The sequence below is a fragment of the Klebsiella sp. HMSC09D12 genome, assembly GCF_001808475.1.
Classification (GTDB): Bacteria; Pseudomonadota; Gammaproteobacteria; order Enterobacterales; family Enterobacteriaceae; genus Klebsiella; species Klebsiella oxytoca.
In genome coordinates this window covers 95,170-116,235 of sequence record NZ_KV793483.1, presented here as the reverse complement: position 1 = coordinate 116,235, position 21,066 = coordinate 95,170, and the positions used below count along the sequence as shown (strand labels likewise).

Genomic DNA, 21,066 nt, shown 5'->3' with positions numbered 1-21,066 from the left:
CAGCGGAGGCGAGTGTTAAGAACAATAATATTGCGCATGGATTGTAGATGTATCCACAGCTATATAACGAAACAACCATTCGCTTAGCGATAGGTGACATCCCTGTGAATGACTGCCGGTTAAAAAATCAGATATCATCCATGGTGTAGCTTACGACGATTTCCAGCGTTTTGCGGATAACGTCGGCGGTTACGACATCGCTGGTAGTCTCCAGCGCCGTAATTAACCACAGAATAATCGCTTTATTGTTGAGATGCCCCTCAGACTCCAGGATGCTGCTGATAGCCAGTGACATTACTGCTGATTCATCGATCAGCCTGTCGCCTGCGTTGCGGAAATATTCAGAGAGTGCGGTATCGTTCAGGCCTGCGTAAATATCCGGTTGCTGATGCATAGTCTGTCTCATCATATTCTCTACGTTGTGAGTTAAACATTCGACCGTTAGAGGTCAGTGTATTTTATTAGTACCTGGCTGCTGAGGGGAGCCTAATAATGAATTCGGCTTATCCCAATTGTGTTTAGCGCCTGAAGTACCCACAGTTTTGTTGTTTCCACGGCGAGCTACCATATTACTGATTTCATCGATAATACGCCCAATTGCATTCCGCCGCTTGTTATCTTGTTCTCCGGCCTGCATGGCCTGGAGTTTACCGATCAGTGCTTGTTTACTAATAGGCCCCTTGCTTTTGAGTAGCGAGAGGACAGCCTCTCCAATCAATACATCGGTTAATGGATCATAATCATTGTGATTCATAACGGTATCTCTGATCATTGTCATCTCCTTGACTGGGAATTTAGTAGCAAGCCGGTAATCCGTGTCAGATACTGGCCCATCCCCTATATTTCCTCATTCAGTAACGACTTAAATCACCAGATAACTGAAGCTACTTTTACCCCTGATGCTCAAACAAGAGACCAATCAACGTTTGATAATGGTTTTCTTCTTCAGGTTCTGAAGCCACTTCAAGGCGACTCAGCAGTTTCGTACACAGGGATTTACGATTCAGGTTCCGTCCTTCATTCAGGATATCCATAACAATCTGTCCCAACGTTTCCTGCTGAGAAGGCAACGAAGCTTTATTGAAGTAATGGGCAATAGCGTTAGCCGTGTCAGGAATGTAACCGTTCTGCTGCATATGTGCTCCTGTCAGTTCAATTATCAGTAAAGTTGCGATTAAAGTTATACAATGTTTGCCAACTTGTACATAGAAAATGGAAAAAATATGTTAATTTTCTTAATATTTTTTATAACATATTGATTTATATGCTTTTAAAATTGTACAAATCTTAAGGTAAACAGCGAATGGAGATGTACGGCTTGTACAGGTGTGCAGGATGGTAAGAATGTCAGCGAAAAGAGGATGTTAATGTGATTTATTTGTTAAGGACGCGCGCTGTTTTACAGGACTTATGTGGGTAGACCTGCTACTGTAATATCTCATTAGCATTCATCTCTTCTGTCGGAAATTTCATGCTCACTACCATCATTTATCGCAGCCATATCTGCGACAACGTGTCAATTAAATCGCTCGAAAGCATGGTTGCTGCAGCAAATGTAAAAAATGGTCAGGAAGACGTGTCGGGTATTTTGCTTTTTAACGGCACCCATTTTTTTCAACTATTAGAAGGACCTGAAGAGAAGGTTGAGGAAATTTATCGCCATATCTGCGAAGACCCGCGGCACCATAACCTCGTTGAGCTCCTCAGAGACCATGGGCCAACCCGTCGCTTTGGCAAAATCGGTATGGAACTCTTTGATTTACGAGAGTTTGACCGCGATGAAGTTCTGCAGGCCGTGCTGGACAAAGGAACCTCAAAATATCAGCTCATCTATGACGACAGAGCTCTCCACTTTTTCCGTACCTTCGTCGAAGCCACGGAAAAGGAGAACTATTACGAAATTCCTGCGGCCGAAAGCTGGGACTTTGTGATAGAAGACGAGGCCTGGTATCCTGAAACCCCGCTCGAGCAGGCCGAGTGCAGCTTTGCTTTTCAGCCGGTGATCGATCCGTTTGCCAAAGAGGTCGTCTCCTATGAAGCGCTGCTGCGCACCAACTCCGGAGAATCGCCAGCGGTCTATTTTGACGGACTTTCGCGAGAGGAAATCTACTGGACGGATCTGCACAGTAAGCGCATCGCCTTCGCCATGGCGGGACGTTTGCATCTTCGTGGACGCACCTTGTCGATTAATCTGTTACCCATGACGCTGGTCAATGTTCCCAACGCTGTCGAATTTCTGTTGGCTGAAATTGAAGCCAGTGGTTTGATTCCCGAGCAAATTATTGTGGAATTCACCGAGAGCGAAGCGATTTCTCGCGTTGATGAATTTACCGATTCAGTACGAAAGCTAAAATCTGCGGGAATTCGCGTGGCTATCGATCACTTTGGCGCCGGGTTTGCCGGGCTAGTGCTGCTGGCGCAGTTTCAGCCGGACCGCATTAAGATTAATCGCCAGCTGGTCAAAGATATCCATAAGCACGGCCCGAAACAGGCAATCGTTCAGGCGATTATTAAATGTTGTAATTCCCTGGAAATTGCCATTTCAGCGGTGGGGGTTGAGCGGGCGGAAGAGTGGATGTGGCTGGAATCAGCGGGGATTACGCATTTCCAGGGAAATTTATTTGCCAGCCCGTGCTTCGGGGGCATTCCGCCGGTAGCCTGGCCGGAGAAAAAAATAGCCTGCGAGCTTCTTTAATTTTTTGAACGCTGCTCAGCGCAGCGTTTCGCTTAAAAAGCCGTGTATAACGGCAAAATAAGCCTTGTTTTTTGCTGTGTACATTGGCGTCCGACCTGTTAATTTTAGCTGTACAAGAAAAGTTAATTGTACAACTCGTCTAAATTAGTTAATTTAGTCGGTAAAGTATTATCAGGTTAGAGGGCGCTAATGGCATATTACAGCATCGGTGAAGTTGCCGAACGTTGCGGAATCAACCCTGTTACTTTGCGTGCATGGCAGCGTAGATACGGTCTGCTAAAGCCGCAGAGAAGCGAGGGTGGACACCGCCAGTTTGACGAGGAGGACGTTCAGCGGATTGAGGAAATCAAACGCTGGATCGATCGCGGCGTCTCCGTTGGCAAAGTTAAGGCGCTTCTGGAAGGCCATCAGCCTGAAACGCAAGACGCAGCCGTCCTGCTCCAGGAAGAGATGATGACGCTTCTGCGAGGTGTCCAGCCCTCAAAATTACGCACCCGCATCATGTCCCTCAGCCATGAATATCCCGTAGATAAACTTATTGACCGGCTGTTTGTCCCCGTGCGCAGCAAGCTTAATCTCGACCAGAATACTTCCCTGGCTATCATCAGTATGCTGGATGGCATTTTGATAGATTGCGTGGCGTCCATCCTTGCGGAATCGCGTAAGAAGGTGGGTAAAGAGACGCTGTTAGTAGGATGGGGTAATGAAGATCGCACTCGCCTGTGGCTGGAAGCATGGCGATTGTCCCAGCGCGCCTGGCACGTTAATGTGCTGGCGGAACCGCTCGACTCTCCTCGCCCGGAACTGTTCCCGGGTCAGCACATCTTTGTCTGGACCGGCCGCGCGCTGACCCCTTTGCAGGCAGAATTACTTAGCCATTGGCAAAGTCAGGGCTTTACCATCGAGTTTCACGGAGAGTAAGCGACTTAGAGGGTTAGCAGCGGAACATTCTTAGAGATGTTTTTCCGCCGCTTGTCTTCCTGAAGCATGGCAACATGCGCTGGTAGGTAAACTATCAGAAATTTTGCTGAGTCCAGGCTTTAAATGTTTCGCTGCGGCTAATATTAAAAAAATCAGTGCGACCAGAACAGCCTAGTTTTTTAATTAAGGTCAGGCGAATTTGGTAAATTGTTTTAATATGTAAATTCAGTGACTTCCCAATATTAACCATCGCTTCGCCATCGTTCATCAGGCGAATCACTTCTTTTTCGCGGTTGGTAAAAACAATACTTTCAGCTTCACTGTCAGGTTTTTTACCAAACAACGTCGGGCGAAGAATAAAAGATTTTATCTCAGCGGGCGTTGAGCGCGCAGGAATTCTGTACATCGGAATTTCGCTAAGGAAGTTCAGATCGTTGCCGTCGGTGAGCAGGACAAAACGAACTCTTTTGCGGTCGTAATGATGATTGAGCACCGCATAATAGTTATCGCTGGTGAAAAAGACGTATTTTCCATGAAAACAGCCTGGTGATAATGAATCTAGTACAAGCTGTAATCCTTGACGAAGAAGGTTATTGTTAATCCAAAGATCGTAATGATTAAAAAAGAGACCTTGCTTGTCGTTATTCATTTGTCCTCCGAGGCAGAAGTGTTAATTAAAGAATACTTTAACAAATCACGCTTAGTGATGATTTTTCGCGCGTAACATATGCAGCGTCTGGGTGTATAAGTCAGCGAGTATTTCATTTTTCTCGACATTCAGACGGCGCTGAACTTCAACGATTAAACGTTCATTGCTCACGGCCTCGTTCTCCATTCGCACCATATGTTCGATGTTTTTCAGCAACGCAGAGTTAAATATAAATTCTGCTGGAATGGTGTTCTTTATCTGCATGGTTAATCCCGGGTTATTTTAGCCATAATCAACTAACAAAGATGAGTGATAACACCATCTTTGCTATACGGTTTTTTCACCATTTCAGAGAAATGGTGTGCAATTTTTAATTCATAAGAATTCGGTAATGCAGAGTAATCAAAACTTACGTAATAACTATAGTCACGATTTTCAGGATGTACAATTTTTGCAGAAAAATTTTGTACATTTAGTGGGTTTTTTTAACAAATAAATTTAACTATATGATTTTACTTATCTTATGGTGTAATAAAAATGTGAAAAACTTGTACGGGATTGTCGCCTGCTCTGATGAAAGAGCGTCATGACGCCAGGTAATGATTTGCAACGGAAAGGGGGCCGCAGGAAAGAGGAGGAGAAAGGGGGAGGCGCTCCCCCTTCAAGTCAGGCGTTACTGTTTCGGTTCAGCGACGACGAAGCTCCCCACGCCGCGGTTATTGTATTCCCACATGCGATTGAAGTTAGCGTCGTTCAGATTACGCTGCGGGTTGCCTTTGGCATCCGCCGTTCCGGTATTGCCGCTGAAAGGACGATTGGAACCGACCGCATCAGCCCACGGTTTGGCAATGTTAAAACCTTCGTTAATGACGCTGTCGCGAATAACGACCTGGCCATTGGTATTGCCGTCAACGTCTAACGAGCGGCCCAGCTGCGCGACGTTATCGCCGGACGCCGTAAAGCGGCTGTTGATCGCCAGGAAGCCGTAGGTCACGCTTTTCAGGGTGGCAGGGGCGAAAACGTAAGCCTCTTTCTGGGTGCGCGAGTTGACTACGCGGAAGTCGGTATTCTCAAACACGACCGCTCCGCGACCGGAAACGATGTCCACATCGCCTTCTATATAGCTGTTGCTGACCAGCGTACGGGTCTGGCGGTTATCCTGCAGGCGATTTTGCACGCCGCTGTTGGTCACGAAAAAGGTATTCTGGCGGCCAAGGATATTAACATTGTTAATCTGTACCCGATCGCCATCGTTACGCAGCGCCACCGCCTGATGCGTCCCCACGTCAACGCTGTCGCCAAGGTTGTTGGCGATGGTCAGATTCTGCAGCTGCAGGCCGTTGTTCTGCGACCAGAATACCGCGGAACACATAACGCCAACGGTGGCGGCACGTCGGCTCTGGCAGCTGTCGTACATATACCAGGCCGGTTTACCCGGCATATATTTACCGCCCGGATTGACCTGGTGACGCCAGGAGACCGGATCCATTTCTGAATCAAGCGCTGTGCTGATTTTGACGTCAATCGGCTTCTCGCCGGTGCCGTACAGGGTCAGCGCGCCAGGCGCCGCCGGAACGTATACGGTGCCCGCATATTCGCCCGGCATAATGGCGATAAACTGACGACGGTTGGAGTGGCGGATAATCGCCGCATCCACCGCGGCCTGAATGGTGGTATGCGTTACGCCCTGGGCGCCCGCAGGACCCACGACAAAATCCGGCTGCGCCGGCAGGCTGATGGCGGATGGGCTCCACGCCGCAGCGTTAGGATCCAAAGACTGGAAATAGCTCGCCGGTAAAAAGTTTTTTGCTTCATCGGCGGTTAAAACAGGACGAGAGGCCGTGCCCGGCGCAGTCTGCGTTGAGGGCTGTTGATCGGCAGGCGTCGAACTACAGGCGGACAACGTCACGCCAAAGGCCAGCGCCAGCGCCAGGCGGGAAACGGAATATGTGTTCATGTTGCTCCGGGCAAGAATAAATTAAGGGGATAAGTCCTTTAAAGCCTGCTGTTTTATACCAACTTAAGCGAAACGGGAAGATGTAGCGCAAAAAAGTTGCTTCCTTTACATATTCAGCGCCGGAAACGGGCCGCTTTTGATCACAAATAAATAACATTTGCCCCGGTCTGAGTTGACATTTCTCGTGGAATCAAAATAAATGTCTATACAACCCATGACAAGTTGACCGCAATGACACAGACTCTTTCCGAACGCGTAATCTGGCGAAACGTCCGCCTTGCTACCCTCGACCCTCGATACGCCCGGCCTTATGGCCTGCTGGAGGACCACGTGCTGCTGGTGCGCGATGGCCGTATTGAGGCCATTGTGCCCGAAGGCGATGCGCCAGCCGGCCGAAGTATCGACCTCGGCGGCAGGCTGCTTACGCCGGGGCTGATCGATTGCCATACGCATCTGGTTTTTGGCGGCAGCCGGGCGCAGGAGTGGGAGCAGCGCCTCAACGGCGTTTCCTACCAGACCATTAGCGCAAACGGCGGCGGCATTAACGCGACCGTGCGCGCCACCCGGGAAAGCAGCGAAGCGGAGCTGCTGGCGCTGGCCCGCCAGCGGCTGGCTCGTCTGCTGCGCGAAGGCGTCACCACCCTGGAGATTAAATCCGGCTACGGGCTGGACCTTGAAAACGAGCGCAAAATGCTGCGCGTGATACAACAGCTTGCCGCGACGCATGCCGTGGAGATTTCGCCAACGCTGCTTTCCGCCCACGCCACGCCGCCGGAGTATCAAGGCGACCCGGACGGCTATATCGATCTGGTGTGCCAGACTCTTCTCCCGGCGCTGTGGGAAGAGGGGTTATTCGAAAGCGTCGATGCCTTCTGCGAAAACGTCGGCTTTACCCCCGCGCAGACTGAACGGGTTTACAGTACGGCCCAGGCATTAGGTATCCCGGTAAAAGGTCACGTTGAGCAGCTCTCTTCGCTGGGCGGCGCCGAATTAGTGAGCCGCTATAAAGGCCTGTCTGCCGACCATATCGAATACCTGACCCCAGAGGGCGCGGCGGCGATGAGCCGCAGCGGCACCGTGGCGGTGCTTCTGCCCGGCGCGTTCTATTTCCTTAACGAAACCCGCAGGCCGCCGGTTGAACTGCTGCGCGAATATCAGGTTCCGATGGCGGTGGCGACGGACTACAACCCCGGCACCAGCCCCTTCGCCAGCCTGCATCTGGCGATGAATATGGCCTGCGTGAAATTTGGCCTGACGCCGGAGGAGGCGTGGGCAGGCGTAACCCGTCATGCGGCGCAGGCGCTGGGCCGTCAGGCGAGCCACGGTCAGCTGGCGGCGGGCTTCGTTGCCGATTTTGCTATCTGGGATGCGGCGCATCCGGTTGAGATGGTTTATGAGCCGGGGCGCAGTCCGCTCTGGCAGCGTGTGGTGCGAGGAGAGATCGTATGAAGCTATGGCAACCGACGCCCGCCGAGATTTGGCAGGGACGCGACGATAGCGCGGAGGCGGCCAACGCGCTGCGTCTGTTTCAGACTATCGCCCGCGTCGAACGTTTTGAACCGCAGGCGCAGCCCGGTGACATTGCTCTGCTGGGATTCGCCTGCGACGAAGGGGTTCGGCGTAATAAAGGACGAACCGGCGCTGCTAAAGGCCCGGAAATCCTGCGCCGGGCGCTGGCGAATATGGCCAGCCACGACGGCCACGACCGCTGCGTGGATATGGGGAGCGTCAGCGTAGAGGGCGACGCGCTGGAAGCGGCGCAGCAGGCGCTGCGCGAAGCGGTTACGGCCTGCCAACGCGCGGGCAAGCGTACGCTGGTGCTGGGCGGCGGTCACGAGACGGCTTTCGGCCACGGCGCCGGCGTGCTGGACGCGTTTCCCACAGATGAGGTTGGCATTATTAACCTTGATGCGCATCTGGACTTACGTATTGCCGACCGGGCCAGCTCGGGTACGCCGTTTCGTCAGCTGGCGCTGGCCTGTGAAGCGCAGCGGCGCGCTTTTCACTACACCTGTATCGGCGTGAGTTACGCCGCTAATACCCGGGCGCTGCTGGACGAAGCTGCCCGCCGCGAGGTGACGATCATTGACGATTTAGCGGTGCTCTTCGCCTTTGAAGCGCGGGTTATCCCGCAAATCGAGCATCTTATTGCCCGCTACGATCGCCTGTATCTGACTATCGATCTCGACGTGCTGCCCGCGTGTGAAATGCCCGCAGTGTCCGCGCCGGCCGCGCTCGGCGTTCCGCTGGCGACGCTGCTGCGCATCGTCGAGCCGCTGTGCCGCAGCGGTAAGCTCCAGGCGGTTGATCTGGTCGAGTTTAACCCGCAGTACGATATTGATAGCCAGGGAGCCCGCGCGGCAGCGCGTCTGGCGTGGCAAATCGCCCATTGGTGGCAATAGCGATTCAGTATATTCTGGACGTTTCGCTGCCCATTAGCACAAGGAAGCCCGGCCATGTTCTCATCGCAACCTCGTTCCGCGCCTGCGCCATTCTATGAAAAGGTGAAACAGGCTATTAGCGAAAAGATCCACAGCGGCGTCTGGCGGCCGCACGATCGCATCCCCTCGGAGGCGGAGCTGGTGGCGCAGTTTGGCTTTAGCCGCATGACCATTAACCGGGCGCTGCGCGAGCTGACCGATGAAGGCCTGCTGGTGCGATTACAGGGAGTGGGAACGTTTGTTGCGGAGCCAAAAGGGCAGTCGGCGCTGTTTGAAGTGCGCAGCATCGCTGAAGAAATCGCTTCTCGCCATCATCAGCACCGCTGCGAGGTGCTGCTGCTGGAGGAAACTCAGGCTGACCTGATTCAGGCCGCAGCGCTGAACGTAGCTGCCGGAACGCGCATTTTCCATTCGCTGATGGTGCATTTTGAAAATGAGATCCCGGTACAGATTGAGGACCGCTGCGTTAACGCCGCCGTGGTGCCGGACTATCTGCATCAGGACTACACCGTCACCACTCCCCACGACTATCTGTCGCTGATCGCCCCCTTAACCGAGGGAGAGCACATTGTTGAGGCAGTGCAGGCTACGGCGGAGGAGTGCGCGCTGCTGCATATTCATGCCCACGACCCGTGTCTGCTGATCCGCCGCCGTACCTGGTCCACCACCCATATTGTCTCCCACGCGCGCCTGCTTTTCCCCGGCAGCCGCTACCGTCTCCAGGGCCATTTTGGCTCCTGAACGCTCTGCGCGTCGGCAAAACGTGATTGCTGACGCAATATAACAAAAATGTATCATTTCTGTTAAATCCTGTCTTGCGCATGCTTGTATAGACAAGTATATGTATTTACGTACACAACGTAAATTGTCAGGAGAACCCCCGATGTCGCAAAGCAAATACCGCCAGCAGGACGTACGTGCACCGCGTGGCACGACGTTAAATGCGAAGAGCTGGCTGACCGAAGCCCCGCTGCGTATGCTCATGAATAACCTCGACCCGGATGTCGCCGAAAACCCGCATGAGCTGGTGGTGTACGGTGGTATTGGACGCGCGGCGCGCAACTGGGAATGCTACGACGCCATCGTGAAGGCGTTGAAAAACCTCGAGAGCGACGAAACATTGCTGGTGCAGTCCGGCAAGCCGGTGGGCGTCTTCAAAACCCATGAAAACTCGCCGCGGGTGCTGATCGCTAACTCCAACCTGGTGCCGCACTGGGCAACCTGGGAACACTTTAACGAGCTGGATGCCAAAGGGCTGGCGATGTACGGCCAGATGACCGCCGGCAGCTGGATCTATATCGGCAGCCAGGGCATCGTGCAGGGCACCTATGAGACCTTTGTTGAGGCCGGTCGCCAGCACTATCAGGGTAGCCTGAAGGGCCGCTGGGTACTGACCGCTGGTCTGGGCGGCATGGGAGGCGCGCAGCCGCTGGCCGCGACCTTAGCGGGTGCCTGCTCGCTGAATATCGAATGCCAGCAGAGCCGCATCGATTTCCGCCTGCGTACCCGCTACGTTGATGAACAGGCGACATCGCTGGATGACGCGCTGGCGCGCATTAAAAAATACACCGCCGAAGGCCGGACTATCTCTATCGCGCTATGCGGCAATGCGGCGGAAATCGTGCCGGAAATGGTGAAGCGCGGCGTGCGTCCGGACATGGTGACCGATCAGACCAGCGCCCACGATCCGCTGCACGGCTATCTGCCGAAAGGCTGGAGCTGGGAAGAGTATCAGGCTAAAGCCGAGTCTGACCCGCAGGGCACTATCCTGGCGGCAAAACGCTCAATGGCCGACCACGTGCAGGCGATGCTGGCATTCCACGAAATGGGCGTGCCGACGTTTGACTACGGCAATAACATTCGCCAGATGGCTCAGGAGATGGGCGTTGACGACGCGTTTGCTTTCCCGGGCTTCGTTCCCGCCTATATCCGCCCGCTGTTCTGCCGCGGCATCGGTCCGTTCCGCTGGGTTGCCCTGTCCGGCGACCCGCAGGACATCTATAAAACCGACGCGAAAGTGAAAGAGATCGTTAAAGACGATAAGCACCTGCATCACTGGCTGGATATGGCCCGCGAGCGTATCAGCTTTCAGGGACTACCGGCGCGTATCTGCTGGGTAGGACTGGAGTGGCGGCAGAAGCTGGGGCTGGCGTTTAACGAAATGGTGCGCAGCGGCGAAGTCTCCGCGCCGATCGTCATCGGCCGCGACCATCTTGACTCCGGCTCCGTCGCCAGCCCGAACCGCGAAACGGAAGCGATGCGCGATGGTTCCGACGCCGTTTCCGACTGGCCGCTGCTCAACGCTTTACTGAATACCGCCAGCGGCGCGACCTGGGTGTCGCTGCATCACGGCGGTGGGGTCGGGATGGGCTTTTCGCAGCACTCCGGCATGGTTATCGTCTGCGACGGTACAGATGAAGCGGCGGCGCGTATCGCCCGCGTTCTGCACAACGACCCGGCGACCGGCGTCATGCGTCATGCCGATGCGGGTTACGACATCGCCATTGAGTGCGCGACAGAACAAGGTTTGAATCTTCCGATGGTAGCAGCAACGCAGGGGCACGCTAAATGAACGCTTTAACACTGATTCCGGGCCAACTCAGCCTGTCGCAGCTGCGCGACGTCTACAGCCAGCCGCTGAACATTACGCTAGACGAAAGCGCGTTCGCGGCGATTGATGACAGCGTTGCCTGCGTCAACGCGATTCTGGCGGAAGGCCGCACCGCCTACGGTATCAACACCGGTTTTGGCCTGCTGGCGCAAACCCGTATCTCCACCGAAGACCTGGAAAATCTCCAGCGCTCACTGGTATTGTCGCATGCGGCGGGGATCGGCGAACCGCTGGATGACGATCTCGCGCGTCTGATTATGGTGCTGAAAATTAATAGCCTGTCGCGCGGCTTTTCCGGCATTCGCCTGAGCGTGATTCAGGCGCTGATCGGCCTGGTCAACGCCGGGGTAACGCCGTGGATCCCGGCGAAGGGATCGGTCGGCGCGTCCGGCGATCTCGCGCCGCTGGCGCATATGTCCTTAACCCTGCTTGGCGAGGGGAAAGCGCGGGTGCGCGGCGGGGAGTGGCTACCGGCGACGGAAGCGCTGCGTCAGGCGGGGCTTGAGCCGATTACTCTGGCGGCAAAAGAGGGGCTGGCGCTGCTCAACGGCACGCAGGCATCGACGGCGTTTGCCCTGCGCGGGCTGTTCGAAGCCGAAGACCTGTTTGCTTCCGCAGTGGTCTGCGGGGCGTTAACCACCGAGGCGGCGCTTGGATCGCGTCGTCCATTTGATCCGCGTATTCATGAAGCGCGCGGCCAGCGGGGACAGATTGACGCCGCGGCGCTCTATCGCCACCTATTGACCGATGACAGCGCAATTTCCCAATCACACCATAATTGCACCAAGGTGCAGGACCCGTATTCTCTGCGCTGTCAGCCGCAGGTGATGGGAGCCTGCCTGACCCAGCTTCGCCAGGCGGCGGAAGTGCTGCTGGTTGAAGCCAACGCGGTCTCCGATAACCCGCTGGTATTTGCCAGCGAGAACGACGTGATCTCCGGCGGCAACTTCCACGCCGAACCGGTGGCGATGGCGGCGGATAATATCGCGCTGGCGATTGCCGAAATTGGCTCGCTGTCCGAGCGCCGAATCGCCCTGATGATGGACAGCCATATGTCGCAGCTGCCGCCTTTCCTGGTGAAAAACGGCGGCGTCAACTCCGGCTTTATGATCGCCCAGGTGACGGCGGCGGCGCTGGCCAGCGAAAACAAAGCGCTGTCGCATCCGCACAGCGTGGACAGCCTGCCGACCTCCGCTAACCAGGAAGACCACGTCTCAATGGCGCCAGCCGCCGGTCGCCGGCTGTGGGCGATGGCGGAAAATACCCGCGGCGTGCTGGCCGTAGAGTGGCTGGCTGCCGTGCAGGGTCTGGATATGCGTGAAGGCCTGACCAGCAGTCCGCTGCTGGAAGAGGCGCGCCACCTGCTGCGCGAGCGGGTGACCCACTACACCGAAGACCGCTTCTTCGCTCCGGATATCGAAAACGCCATTGCGCTTCTGGCCGCACGTCATCTTACGCGGCTGCTGCCTGCCGTGCTCTCAGACCAACGCTAAACCATCGCTGTTCTCTGTACCTGCGCCGGGAGGATATCTTCCTTCCGGCCACCCTACACGCATATTTGTCGTCGTATAAAAACTATCAGGACACTTGCATATGCAACAACAAAACAAGCCACACCTGCTGCGCGGGCTGAATGCCCGTCACATTCGTTTTATCGCGCTCGGTTCCGCCATCGGCACCGGGCTGTTCTACGGCTCGGCATCGGCGATCAAGGCCGCAGGCCCGGCGGTACTGCTGGCCTATCTGATTGGCGGCGCGGCGGTGTTTATCGTGATGCGGGCGCTGGGGGAAATGGCGGTACGCAACCCGGTTTCCGGCTCCTTCAGCAGCTACGCGCGACAGTATCTTGGCCCGCTGGCGGGGTTTATTACCGGCTGGACCTACACCTTTGAGATGGTGATCGTCGCCCTCGCGGACGTGACCGCTTTCGGCATCTACATGGGGCTGTGGTATCCCGATGTTCCGCGCTGGATCTGGGTGCTGAGCATTATCTTTTTTATCGGCGCCATGAACCTGTGCAGCGTGCGCGTTTTCGGCGAGATGGAGTTCTGGCTGTCGCTAATCAAAGTGGTGGCGATTATTGCCATGATTGTGGCGGGCGGCAGCATTATTTTCTTCGGATTCGGTAACGCCTTCCCGGCAACCGGGCTGGATAACCTATGGAGTCACGGCGGCTTTGCCCCTAACGGCTGGGAGGGGATCGTGGCTTCGCTCGGAATCGTCATGTTTGCCTTTGGCGGCGTTGAGATCATCGGCGTCACCGCTGCGGAAGCGAAGAATCCGCACAAGGTGATCCCGCAGGCGATCAATACGATTCCGCTGCGTATCGTGCTGTTTTATGTCTGCACCCTGGCGATTCTGATGGCGATTTTCCCGTGGAACAGCTTCGGCGAGCGAGGTAGTCCTTTCGTACTGATCTTCGATGGCCTGGGCATTCCGGCAGCGGCCACCATTCTGAATATTATCGTCATCAGCGCCAGCATTTCGGCGATTAACAGCGATATTTTTGGTGCGGGGCGCATGATGTACGGTATGGCGAAAGAGGGGCTGGCGCCGAAGAGCTTCCAGCGCATCGCCAGCAACGGGGTGCCGTGGATGACGGTGGTGGTCATGGGCGTGGCGCTGCTGGCAGCGGTGGTGCTGAATTATCTGATGCCGGAGCAGGTGTTTGTGCTGATTGCCTCGCTGGCGGCCTTCGCGACGGTATGGGTCTGGTTAATGATCCTGCTGGCCCACTTTGCGATGCGTCGCGGTCTGTCCGCTGAGGAGCGTAGCGCTATCGCGTTTCCGGTGCCGTTCTGGCCGGTTGCGCCGCTGCTGACGCTACTGTTTATGGGACTGGTTATTGCGGTGCTGGGGATGGTGGAAGAGACGCGGATTGCGCTGATCGCCGGTTTGGTGTGGCTCGGCCTGCTGACGGCGGTGTGGTTTGCGCGGGTGCGCAAAAACGCCGTGCAGGCGGTGACGGAGTCGTGATTGTTTTGGTTTACCCGGGTTGCGGCTGACCCTTACCCGGGCTACCCAATCGCACTCACCTGTAGCCCGGATAAGGCGTTTACGCCGCCATCCGGGGATTAGCTAAACAGGGCGGTAATCGACGCGCTGCCGAGGCTGTGGAAATGGACGTTAAAGCCGACCATCGCGCCGCTTGCGCCCTCATCGACTGCAATTTTTTCGACGTCCAGCGCGTGGACGGTAAAGATATAACGATGGGTCTCGCCCTTCGGCGGCGCTGCGCCGCCGTATCCGGTCTGACCGAAATCGGTACGAGTCTGAATCGCCTCTTCGGGCAGTTCGGCCTGGCCGGAACCGGCTCCCTGCGGTAACACGCGGGTATCGGCGGGAAGGTTGGCCACCAGCCAGTGCCACCAGCCGGAACCGGTCGGCGCATCGGGATCGAAACAGGTCACCACAAAGCTTTTAGTGCCGGCCGGCACCTCATCCCACGCCAGGTGCGGTGAAATATTATCGCCATCGTAGCCCATGCCGTTGAAGACATGGCGATTAGGCAGCTTCTCGCCGTCCTGCAAATCATGACTGATTAATTTCATCGTCTCTCCTCGCATTAATTCACTGATTAGCAAAGAAGTGTAGCGCGTGCGCCGCGCCTTTACCGTCTCTTATTCGCTAAAAAATGTTTCATCCTGAACGGCGATGTTAACCACCCGCGTCAGGCGGCTTAGCTGCTCCGGCGTAATGATGTACGGCGGCATCAGATAGATCAGGCGACCGAACGGGCGTATCCACACGCCTTGTTCGACGAAGAAGCGCTGCAGGGTAGCCATATTAACCGGTCGATGCGTCTCAACCACGCCAATCGCCCCTAAGACCCGCACGTCGGCAACCTGTTCAGATTCGCGCGCCGGGGCCAGCTCGGCGTTGAGCTGCACTCCGATCCCCGCCACCTGCTGCTGCCACTCGCCGCTTTCCAGCAGACGCAGACTCTCGGTCGCCACCGCGCAGGCCAGCGGATTGCCCATAAAGGTCGGTCCGTGCATAAAGCAGCCCGCTTCACCGTCGCTGATGGTTTCCGCCACCTGACGCGTGGTGAGGGTGGCGGAGAGCGTCATGGTGCCGCCGGTCAGCGCTTTGCCAAGGCACAGAATATCCGCCGTAATCCCCGCGTGCTCGCAGGCAAACAGCTTACCGGTGCGGCCGAACCCGGTGGCAATCTCATCGGCGATCAGCAGGATACCTTCGCGATCGCACATTCTGCGGATCCGCCGGAGCCACTCGGGATGGTACATCCGCATTCCGCCCGCGCCCTGAACAATCGGCTCGAGGATCACCGCGGCGATTTCATGACGATGGGCGGCCATCAGTCGGGCGAACGGCGCCATATCCCGCTCATCCCAGTCGCCGTCGAAGCGGCTCTGCGGCGCCGGGGCGAAGAGGTTATCCGGCAAATAACCTTGCCACAGGCTGTGCATTGAGTTCATCGGATCGCAGACCGACATGGCGCCGAAGGTATCGCCGTGATAGCCGTTGCGGAAGGTAAGAAAGCGCCGGCGCGGGTCGCCCTTCGCCTGCCAGTACTGTAGCGCCATTTTCATCGCCACTTCGACGGCAACGGAGCCGGAATCGGCGAGGAACACGCACTCAAGGCTTTCCGGGGTCATCGCTACCAGCTGGCGGCACAGGGCCACCGCCGAAGGGTGGGTTATCCCACCAAACATGACGTGCGACATCTGGTCGATCTGCGCTTTCATCGCCGCATTCAGGCGCGGGTGATTGTAGCCATGAATCGCCGCCCACCAGGACGACATGCCGTCAACCAGCTGCTCGCCGCCGGCGAGGGTCAGCTCGCAGCCGTGGGCGGCCACTACCGGATAGACCGGCAGCGGTGAAGTCATTGAAGTGTAAGGGTGCCAGATGTGGCGCCGATCGAAAGCGAGATCGTCCGTTGTCATAATCGACTTGTAAACCATTTTGAAAACATTTAGGTTTACAAGTCTACACTGAACTTACAATGAATCGTACACAAAATATTTCGCGCTGCATCGAGGCGGCAAACGAGAAAACCCCCATGAGCAAAGTTCACTATGTGACTGGGGTGCGCGAGTGCAGCCAACAAAGAGGCTGTGTGAAATAGAACGTGTACGACTTTTGGAGAGGCTAATGGCTCACCACCCACGTTGGACAATGTCGCAAGTCACTGAGTTATTTAATAAACCATTTCTGGATCTGCTGTTTGAAGCGCAGCAGGTCCACCGTCAACACTTCGACCCGCGCCAGGTTCAGGTCAGCACGCTGCTGTCGATTAAGACCGGCGCCTGCCCGGAAGATTGCAAATACTGCCCGCAAAGCGCGCGCTATAAAACCGGCCTTGAATCCGAACGCCTGATGGAGGTTGAGCAGGTGCTGGAGTCGGCGCGGCAGGCGAAACAAGCCGGTTCAACCCGCTTCTGTATGGGCGCGGCGTGGAAGAACCCGAACGATCGCGATATGCCGTATCTTGAGCAGATGGTAAAAGGGGTGAAAGCGCTGGGGCTGGAGGCATGTATGACGCTTGGCACGCTGAACGAGAGCCAGGCGCAGCGTCTGGCAGGCGCCGGCCTGGATTACTACAACCACAACCTCGATACCTCGCCGGAGTTCTACGGCAATATTATTACCACCCGTACTTATCAGGAGCGCCTCGATACCCTCGACAAAGTGCGCGATGCCGGAATTAAAGTGTGCTCCGGCGGTATTGTCGGGCTCGGGGAAACGGTCAAAGACCGTGCCGGGCTGCTGCTGCAGCTGGCCAATCTGCCGACGCCGCCGGAAAGCGTGCCGATTAATATGCTGGTAAAGGTCAAAGGCACGCCGCTGGCGGATAATGACGACGTTGATGCCTTTGATTTTATTCGTACTATCGCCATTGCGCGCATCATGATGCCGACCTCGCACGTGCGCCTTTCAGCCGGTCGCGAACAGATGAACGAACAGACCCAGGCGATGTGCTTTATGGCCGGGGCGAACTCGATTTTCTACGGCTGCAAGCTGCTGACCACGCCAAACCCGGAAGAGGATAAAGACCTGCAGCTGTTCCGCAAGCTGGGGATCAACCCGCAGCAGACCGCGGTGCTGGAAGGCGATAACGCCCAACAGCAGCGCCTGGAGCAGGCATTGATGAACCCGGATACCGAGGAATATTACAACGCGGCGGCGCTATGAGCTGGCAGCACCGTATCGAACAAGCGCTGGCGGAGCGGCAGGCGGCGGATGCGTTGCGCCGTCGCCTGCCGGTGACCCAGGGCGCAGGACGCTGGCTTATTCGTGAAGGGCAGCGCTGGCTCAATTTTTCCAGCAACGATTATCTGGGTCTCAGTCAGCATCCGGCTATCGTCAAGGCCTGGCAGCAGGGCGCGGAGCGCTACGGCGTCGGCAGCGGCGGTTCCGGCCACGTCAGCGGCTACAGCGAGGCGCACCGCGTGCTGGAGGAGCAACTGGCCGACTGGCTGGGCTATCCGCGCGCGCTGCTGTTTAATTCCGGCTTTGCCGCGAATCAGGCGGTGATTGCCGCTCTCGCGGGCAAAGAGGATCGGATTGTCGCCGATCGTCTCAGCCACGCCTCGTTGCTGGAAGCCGCCAGCCTTAGCCCGGCGCAGCTGCGGCGTTTTCAGCACAATGACTCCCGACATCTGCGGGATCTGCTGGCGAAACCGCTATCCGGTCAGCAGCTGGTGGTGACTGAAGGCATTTTTAGCATGGACGGCGATAGCGCGCCGCTGGCGGAGGTTCAGCAAGCGTCGCGGGTGGCCGGGGCGCTTCTGCTGGTTGACGACGCGCACGGTATCGGCGCGCTCGGCGAAGAGGGGCGGGGCAGCTGTTATAGCCAGCAGGTTCATCCGGATTTGCTGATCGTCACCTTCGGTAAAGCGTTTGGCGTCAGCGGGGCGGCGGTCCTCTGCAGCGAAGCGCTGGCGGATTATCTGCTGCAGTTTGCCCGCCATCTCATTTACAGCACCGCCATGCCCCCGGCGCAGGCAGTGGCGCTCAGCGCCGCGCTGGGGGTGATACGTAGTGACGATGGCCGGCAGCGGCGGGAAAAGCTGGCTGGCCATATTGCAGATTTTCGCCGCGAAATGACCCATTATCCCGGCGAACTGACCCATTCTGACAGCGCGATTCAGCCGCTGATCGTCGGCGATAACGCTCGCGCGCTGCGGCTGGCAGCCTGTCTACGCGAGCGCGGCTGCTGGGCGACGGCAATCCGCCCGCCGACGGTTCCCGTCGGTAGCGCCCGCCTGCGCCTGACGTTGACCGCTGCGCACGATTCCGCCGATATTGCCCGGCTGCTGGAGGTACTGCATGACGGTGGTGAATAAACGCGCGGTAGCGGCGGCGTTTGGCCGCGCGGCGGGACAGTACGCCCGGCATGACGAATTACAGCGGCGTAGCGCCTCTCTGCTGCTGGCGCAGCTCGATATTAAAACCTTCCCCGAGGTGCTGGACGCGGGCTGCGGCCCCGGTAGCATGAGCCGCTTCTGGGTTGATGCGGGGAGTTGGGTGACGGCGCTGGACCTTTCCGTCGACATGCTGGCAGAAGCCCGCCGCGGCGGCTGCGCGCATCGCTACGTCGAAGGCGACATCGAAGCGCTGCCGCTGGCGAACGGCTGCGTCGACCTGGCGTGGAGCAACCTGGCGGTGCAGTGGTGCGACAACCTCGTCACCGCCCTTGACGAACTTTCCCGGGTGGTGCGGCCCGGCGGACGCGTGGCGTTCAGTACCCTACTGGCGGGCTCTTTGCCAGAGCTGAACCAGGCCTGGCGCGCTATCGATGAGCAGCCGCACGCCAACCGTTTTCTCAGCGAGCAGGCGGTGCGTGATGCGCTGGCCGGTCGCCGCGCGACCGGCCGCGTCCATGCCATTACGCTGCCGTTTACCGATGCGCTCAGCGCGATGCGCTCGCTGAAAGGCATCGGCGCTACCCATCTGCACCACGGACGCAGCCCTGCGCCGCTCAGCCGCGGTAAGCTGCGGCAGCTTCAGCTCGCCTGGCCGCAGCAGCAGGGACAAAGTCCGCTGACGTACCAACTTTTTACAGGAGTCATCGAACGTGATTAAACGTTTTTTCGTTACCGGTACCGACACCGAAGTGGGGAAAACCGTCGCCAGCTGCGCGCTGCTGCAGGCGGCTAACCGCGCGGGATTTCATAGCGCGGGCTATAAACCGGTGGCCTCCGGCAGCGACCATACGGCGCAGGGATTGCGCAATGAAGATGCGTTGGCCCTGCAGCGCAATAGCCGCGCGGTGCTGCGCTACGAACAGGTTAATCCCTTTACCTTTGCCGAGCCGACCTCGCCGCATATCATTAGCGCCGATGAAGGGAGGCCGATTGACGCCGCCGCGATCTCTGCGGGTCTGCGCGAACTGGAGGAATGGTCTGATTGGGTACTGGTGGAAGGGGCGGGGGGCTGGTTTACGCCGCTGTCAGAAACGCTGACCTTTGCCGATTGGGTACAGGCGGAGCGGCTACCGGTGATTCTCGTCGTCGGGGTCAAGCTGGGGTGCATCAACCACGCGATGCTGACCGCTCAGGCGGTGCAGCAGGCCGGATTGCCGCTGGCGGGATGGATCGCTAACGATATCCAGCCGCCGGGCAAGCGTCACTCTGAATATCTGGCAACGCTAGAGCGCGTACTGCCCGCGCCGCTGCTTGGAGAAATTCCGTGGCTGGCGAATGCGCAGCAGCGCGAGGATCTCGGCCAGTATCTCGATCTCAGCGCGCTGGATCCGGCGTCATCCATTTTGCCAGCAGCGGCGCATCCAACTGCATAACGTCGCCCTGGGCCACGCTGCGTCCGCAGTGCAGGAGACAGAAACGATCCGCCACCCGACGGATAAACGGCAGGTGTTGTTCGGCGATCAGCACCGTCAGGCCAATATCGCGGTTCAACCGTACCAGTAAATCCCCGAGCTTGTGTAAAAAGCGTGGGCCGCCGCCGCGTGAGGGTTCGTCGAGGATCAGCAGGCGCGGGCGGGTTATCAACGCCCTCGCCAGCGCCAGCTGGTACTGGTCGTCGGCGGTCAGGGTAATCCCTTTACTTTGGCGCAGCGCGTAAAGCTCCGGAAAGAGCTCATAAATCTCTCCGGCCATGCCCGATGCGGATTCGCCGCCCGCAGCAAGGGCTATATGCAGATTTTCCTCAACGCTTAGCTGCGAAAAAATACGTTTATCCTGCGGGACGTAGCCTATGCCGATAGCGCTGCGCGACTGGGCGGAGAGCGGCATCAGGTCATAAGGAGCCGCCCCCGCGTCCTGCCAGGTCATACTGCCGCTGGCGACCGGCAGATGCCCGGTAATACAGTTAACCAGCGTGGTTTTACCCATGCCCTGACGCCCCATCACGCAGGTGCATTTCCCCGGCCAGAGTTCAAGGTCAACATTCCACAGCGTGTGCTGGCTTCCGTAATAGTGATTCACGGCACGTAGACTCAACATAGACGTTTTCTCCTTTCCTGAGATATCAGGCGACGAGAAGATGCTGCAAATCTCTTGCCAGGAAAAAGAACTCTCGGTTTTTGCCGTTGAATGCAGGCGGCGGCGTCAGAAAGCGGACGGCGCTTGCACTTTCCCGGTGCCCGCGCGCTGGAATGTGGTGCAAAAAATAATAAAAAATCCAGCTAATCTTTGCCGATAAACAGCAAAAAAAATTCAATAAATTTTTTTCGCAGCGGGTTTTGCCGGTCCGCTCGGTTTTGTTCGGGTGGCTTGGGTCAGGGGCTGCAGACAGTTATCCACTATTCCTGTGGATAACCTTGTGTATTAGAGTTAGAAAACTTGCGGTAAGCTAGAGACTACG

The 21,066-nt window shown here is 56.9% G+C and carries 21 protein-coding genes; 12 read left to right on the top strand and 9 right to left on the bottom strand.

Features of this window, described 5'->3' with window-relative positions; genetic code table 11:
- Positions 1-127: 127 nt before the first annotated feature.
- The 3 genes from HMPREF3178_RS15555 to ycgZ all read right to left on the bottom strand — a co-directional run bounded on the left by HMPREF3178_RS15555 (position 128) and on the right by ycgZ (position 1,136).
- Positions 128-394, bottom strand: a complete 267-nt coding sequence (locus HMPREF3178_RS15555; RefSeq protein WP_004100382.1) for a biofilm development regulator YmgB/AriR family protein — start codon at positions 392-394, stop codon at positions 128-130.
- A gap of 54 nt (positions 395-448) precedes the next feature.
- Complete coding sequence (locus HMPREF3178_RS15550; protein ID WP_004100384.1) at positions 449-772, bottom strand: hypothetical protein; 324 nt, start codon at positions 770-772, stop codon at positions 449-451.
- Positions 773-890: 118 nt separating this feature from the next.
- Entirely contained in the window at positions 891-1,136 is a 246-nt protein-coding gene (gene ycgZ, locus HMPREF3178_RS15545) for a regulatory protein YcgZ (protein WP_004100386.1), read from the bottom strand.
- A gap of 335 nt (positions 1,137-1,471) precedes the next feature.
- Between ycgZ and HMPREF3178_RS15540 the strand changes: the two genes are divergently transcribed.
- The gene (locus tag HMPREF3178_RS15540) at positions 1,472-2,695 is read left to right on the top strand and encodes a diguanylate phosphodiesterase (protein WP_004100387.1); all 1,224 of its coding nucleotides are present in this window, start codon (positions 1,472-1,474) and stop codon (positions 2,693-2,695) included.
- A gap of 189 nt (positions 2,696-2,884) precedes the next feature.
- Positions 2,885-3,616 (top strand): MerR family transcriptional regulator, encoded by a 732-nt coding sequence (locus tag HMPREF3178_RS15535; protein WP_004100389.1) that lies wholly within the window; start codon positions 2,885-2,887, stop codon positions 3,614-3,616.
- Between the two features lie 94 nt (positions 3,617-3,710).
- On the opposite strand, the gene HMPREF3178_RS15530 is transcribed toward HMPREF3178_RS15535, so the two are convergent.
- From HMPREF3178_RS15530 to HMPREF3178_RS15520, 3 genes are all read right to left on the bottom strand, one after another.
- Positions 3,711-4,265: a LuxR C-terminal-related transcriptional regulator gene (locus tag HMPREF3178_RS15530; RefSeq protein WP_004100391.1), complete on the bottom strand. Its 555-nt coding sequence runs from the start codon at positions 4,263-4,265 to the stop codon at positions 3,711-3,713.
- Between the two features lie 51 nt (positions 4,266-4,316).
- Positions 4,317-4,529, bottom strand: a complete 213-nt coding sequence (locus HMPREF3178_RS15525) for a hypothetical protein (RefSeq protein ID WP_004100392.1) — start codon at positions 4,527-4,529, stop codon at positions 4,317-4,319.
- 409 nt (positions 4,530-4,938) lie between these two features.
- Positions 4,939-6,222, bottom strand: a complete 1,284-nt coding sequence (locus tag HMPREF3178_RS15520; protein ID WP_004100394.1) for a putative acyl-CoA thioester hydrolase — start codon at positions 6,220-6,222, stop codon at positions 4,939-4,941.
- A gap of 231 nt (positions 6,223-6,453) precedes the next feature.
- On the opposite strand from HMPREF3178_RS15520, the gene hutI reads away from it, so the two are divergent.
- From hutI to HMPREF3178_RS15490, 6 genes are all read left to right on the top strand, one after another.
- Positions 6,454-7,671, top strand: coding sequence for an imidazolonepropionase (gene hutI, locus HMPREF3178_RS15515; protein WP_017146313.1), 1,218 nt, complete (start codon positions 6,454-6,456; stop codon positions 7,669-7,671).
- Positions 7,668-8,624, top strand: coding sequence for a formimidoylglutamase (gene hutG, locus HMPREF3178_RS15510; protein ID WP_017146312.1), 957 nt, complete (start codon positions 7,668-7,670; stop codon positions 8,622-8,624). Before hutI ends, hutG begins: the two co-directional genes overlap by 4 nt.
- Positions 8,625-8,678: 54 nt before the next feature.
- Entirely contained in the window at positions 8,679-9,404 is a 726-nt protein-coding gene (locus HMPREF3178_RS15505; protein WP_004100400.1) for a histidine utilization repressor, read from the top strand.
- Positions 9,405-9,546: 142 nt separating this feature from the next.
- On the top strand, positions 9,547-11,235 hold the full coding sequence (gene hutU / locus HMPREF3178_RS31760) for a urocanate hydratase (protein WP_017146311.1): 1,689 nt from the start codon (positions 9,547-9,549) through the stop codon (positions 11,233-11,235).
- A complete protein-coding gene (gene hutH / locus HMPREF3178_RS15495; protein WP_016808908.1) occupies positions 11,232-12,767 on the top strand; it encodes a histidine ammonia-lyase in 1,536 nt (511 codons plus the stop codon). The genes hutU and hutH overlap by 4 nt, the downstream gene beginning before the upstream one ends.
- Positions 12,768-12,867: 100 nt before the next feature.
- Positions 12,868-14,250 carry an amino acid permease gene (locus HMPREF3178_RS15490; protein WP_004100403.1) on the top strand — a complete coding sequence of 461 codons (1,383 nt, stop codon included), beginning with the start codon at positions 12,868-12,870 and terminating at the stop codon, positions 14,248-14,250.
- Positions 14,251-14,348: 98 nt separating this feature from the next.
- Here HMPREF3178_RS15490 and HMPREF3178_RS15485 read toward each other — a convergent pair whose 3' ends face one another.
- A complete protein-coding gene (locus tag HMPREF3178_RS15485) occupies positions 14,349-14,825 on the bottom strand; it encodes a kinase inhibitor (RefSeq protein WP_016808907.1) in 477 nt (158 codons plus the stop codon).
- Positions 14,826-14,894: 69 nt separating this feature from the next.
- Complete coding sequence (gene bioA / locus HMPREF3178_RS15480) at positions 14,895-16,184, bottom strand: adenosylmethionine--8-amino-7-oxononanoate transaminase (protein WP_029496852.1); 1,290 nt, start codon at positions 16,182-16,184, stop codon at positions 14,895-14,897.
- Between the two features lie 208 nt (positions 16,185-16,392).
- On the opposite strand from bioA, the gene bioB reads away from it, so the two are divergent.
- Genes bioB through bioD form a run of 4 tightly spaced genes read left to right on the top strand, consistent with a single transcriptional unit; the run spans position 16,393 to position 20,041 of the window.
- Positions 16,393-17,433, top strand: coding sequence for a biotin synthase BioB (bioB, locus tag HMPREF3178_RS15475; RefSeq protein ID WP_004111537.1), 1,041 nt, complete (start codon positions 16,393-16,395; stop codon positions 17,431-17,433).
- Positions 17,430-18,587: an 8-amino-7-oxononanoate synthase gene (gene bioF, locus HMPREF3178_RS15470; RefSeq protein ID WP_017146309.1), complete on the top strand. Its 1,158-nt coding sequence runs from the start codon at positions 17,430-17,432 to the stop codon at positions 18,585-18,587. The genes bioB and bioF overlap by 4 nt, the downstream gene beginning before the upstream one ends.
- Positions 18,571-19,326, top strand: coding sequence for a malonyl-ACP O-methyltransferase BioC (gene bioC / locus HMPREF3178_RS15465; protein ID WP_017146308.1), 756 nt, complete (start codon positions 18,571-18,573; stop codon positions 19,324-19,326). The genes bioF and bioC overlap by 17 nt, the downstream gene beginning before the upstream one ends.
- Positions 19,319-20,041 carry a dethiobiotin synthase gene (gene bioD, locus HMPREF3178_RS15460; protein ID WP_017146307.1) on the top strand — a complete coding sequence of 241 codons (723 nt, stop codon included), beginning with the start codon at positions 19,319-19,321 and terminating at the stop codon, positions 20,039-20,041. Before bioC ends, bioD begins: the two co-directional genes overlap by 8 nt.
- Here the strand turns inward: bioD and HMPREF3178_RS15455 are convergent.
- A complete protein-coding gene (locus tag HMPREF3178_RS15455; RefSeq protein ID WP_004100417.1) occupies positions 19,983-20,705 on the bottom strand; it encodes an ABC transporter ATP-binding protein in 723 nt (240 codons plus the stop codon). The two genes, bioD and HMPREF3178_RS15455, sit on opposite strands and share 59 nt — an antisense overlap.
- Between the last annotated feature and the right edge of the window lie 361 nt (positions 20,706-21,066).